Raw genomic sequence first — 2542 nt, 5'->3', positions numbered from 1 at the left:
TTTCCAGCCCGATGCGGTAATGCACCTGGCGGCCGAATCCCATGTGGACCGTTCCATCGACAGCCCATCGGATTTCATCCAGACCAACATCGTCGGCACCTACAGCATGCTGGAGGCCAGCCGCCGCTACTGGTCAGGGTTGGCGGCGGAGCAGAAACAGGGCTTTCGCTTCCACCATATCTCCACCGATGAAGTTTATGGCGACCTGGAAGGCACCGACGATCTGTTCACCGAGACTACGCCCTACGAGCCGAGCTCGCCGTACTCGGCGTCCAAGGCCGGCTCCGACCATCTGGTGCGCGCCTGGCACCGCACGTATGGCCTGCCGGTGCTGGTCACCAACTGCTCGAACAACTACGGGCCCTTCCACTTCCCCGAGAAGTTGATCCCTCATGTGATTCTCAATGCCATCCACGGCAAGCCGTTGCCGGTATATGGCGATGGCTCGCAGATCCGCGACTGGCTGTTTGTTGAAGACCATGCTCGAGCGCTGGTCGAAGTGGTGTCGCGCGGTATCGTGGGCGAAACCTACAACATCGGCGGACACAACGAGAAGCGCAACCTGCAAGTGGTGGAAACCATCTGTGAGCTGCTCGATGAGTTGCGCCCCCGCGATGAAGGGCAGGGCTCTTACAAGGAGTTGATCACCTTCGTCACCGACCGCCCTGGGCATGATCGTCGTTACGCCATCGATGCAGGCAAGATTGAGCGTGAACTTGGTTGGCGACCACAGGAAACCTTTGAAAGCGGTATACGCAAAACGGTTCAGTGGTATCTGGATAATCAAGATTGGTGGCAACGGATACTCAACGGCCAATACCGGTCCGAGCGTCTTGGCCACGTTGGCTGAAACATTCAAAACCTGCCTCTATTTAACTTCGAAGGGAATCCCCTATGAAAGGTATCATTCTAGCGGGAGGCTCCGGCACCCGCTTGCATCCCATTACCCGTGGTGTGTCCAAACAGCTGCTGCCGGTCTACGACAAGCCGATGATTTATTATCCGCTGTCGGTATTAATGCTGGCGGGCATTCGCGAGATATTGATTATTTCCACGCCCCAGGACTTGCCCAACTTCCAGAACTTGCTGGGTGATGGTTCTTCTTTCGGCATTGAACTCAGTTATGCAGAACAGCCTTCTCCTGATGGCCTGGCGCAGGCCTTTCTGATCGGCGAGGAGTTCATCGGCGACAGCAATGTGGCGCTGATTCTGGGCGACAACATTTTCTACGGTTATGGCTTCAGCGCCTTGTTGCGCGAAGCGTCACAACGACAGACCGGTGCCACTGTTTTTGGATATCGAGTCAGCGACCCGGATCGTTTTGGCGTTGTCGAGTTCGACGAGAGCGGCAAGGCGATCTCGATCGAAGAGAAGCCTGCGCATCCGAAGTCCGACCATGCTGTCACCGGTTTGTATTTCTATGACAAAGACGTGGTGAGCATCGCCAAGCAAGTCAAGCCTTCGGTACGCGGTGAGCTTGAAATCACCGACGTGAACAATGCTTATCTACAACGCGGGGATCTGCACGTCAGTGTGCTGGGGCGTGGTTTTGCCTGGCTGGACACCGGGACCCATGATTCGTTGATGGAGGCCGGGCATTTCGTCCAGACCATCGAAGCGCGGCAGGGCTTGAAGGTGGCCTGCCTTGAAGAGGTGGCCTATCACCAGGGTTGGTTGTCGGCTGCGGAACTGGATAAACAAGCCACCGCGTTACACAAAACCGGTTACGGACAATACCTGGCGCGCGTACTGACGACGGAGCCTTCGAAATGAATGTCATCAACACCCGATTGCCCGGCGTACTGATTATCGAGCCCAAGGTGTTTGGCGATGCCCGTGGGTTCTTTCTCGAGAGTTATCACGAACAGCGTTATCGCGACGCCGGCATCGAGTTGCCTTTCGTCCAGGACAATCACTCACGCTCGCAGTATGGCGTATTGCGCGGTTTGCACTTCCAGCGGACCCGGCCCCAGGGCAAGTTGGTGCGGGTTACCCAAGGTGCGGTGTACGACGTGGTGGTGGACATCAATCCCGAATCGGCCACTTGCGGTGAACATGTAGGGGTCAAGTTGACCGCCGACAACCATCTGCAGCTATGGGTGCCGCCGGGTTATGCCCACGGCTTCTGCGTGCTCAGCGATACCGCCGATTTTCAATACAAATGCACCGATCTGTATTTCCCCGAGGATGAGGGTGGGCTGCTCTGGAATGATCCGGAGCTGGGCATTACCTGGCCCGTTGAATCGCCTCAACTCTCGGAAAAAGACTTGCGCAACCCACGCTTGCGCGCGGTGTTGAACGGGGAATGACGGGTTAATATTGGTCTATAGTTAACATTAACTATTTATGACCTGATGTTATTTAGCCTTGAATGTTCAGTCACAATAGAACCTAGCGGGACAGGATGCCGGGAAAATCCTGACTAATAATAACAATAGGCGTGAAGGGGGAGTGACTTTTGCTCGGGAGTTTGTGCCGAAAATGCCTTCTCATGTAGCAAACATCTTGGAAAATTGCCTTTTTCCGTCAATAAGTCCTGCTC

Annotated in this window: 3 protein-coding genes; all 3 read left to right on the top strand. The window is 55.3% G+C overall.

From position 1 onward, the window contains the following. Positions 1-850 (top strand): dTDP-glucose 4,6-dehydratase (gene rfbB, locus AC1DLB_RS27400; RefSeq protein WP_477786041.1); only part of this gene is annotated, 850 nt, incomplete at its 5' end. Positions 851-894: 44 nt separating this feature from the next. Further along, entirely contained in the window at positions 895-1773 is an 879-nt protein-coding gene (gene rfbA, locus AC1DLB_RS27395; protein ID WP_064616870.1) for a glucose-1-phosphate thymidylyltransferase RfbA, read from the top strand. After that, positions 1770-2309 carry a dTDP-4-dehydrorhamnose 3,5-epimerase gene (gene rfbC / locus AC1DLB_RS27390; RefSeq protein WP_064616871.1) on the top strand — a complete coding sequence of 180 codons (540 nt, stop codon included), beginning with the start codon at positions 1770-1772 and terminating at the stop codon, positions 2307-2309. Before rfbA ends, rfbC begins: the two co-directional genes overlap by 4 nt. Positions 2310-2542 lie beyond the last annotated feature (233 nt).

This window comes from Pseudomonas sp. 05N434 (assembly GCF_056396965.1).
The sequence above is the reverse complement of the archived record's forward strand: the minus strand, read 5'-3'. Positions and strand labels throughout refer to the sequence as shown.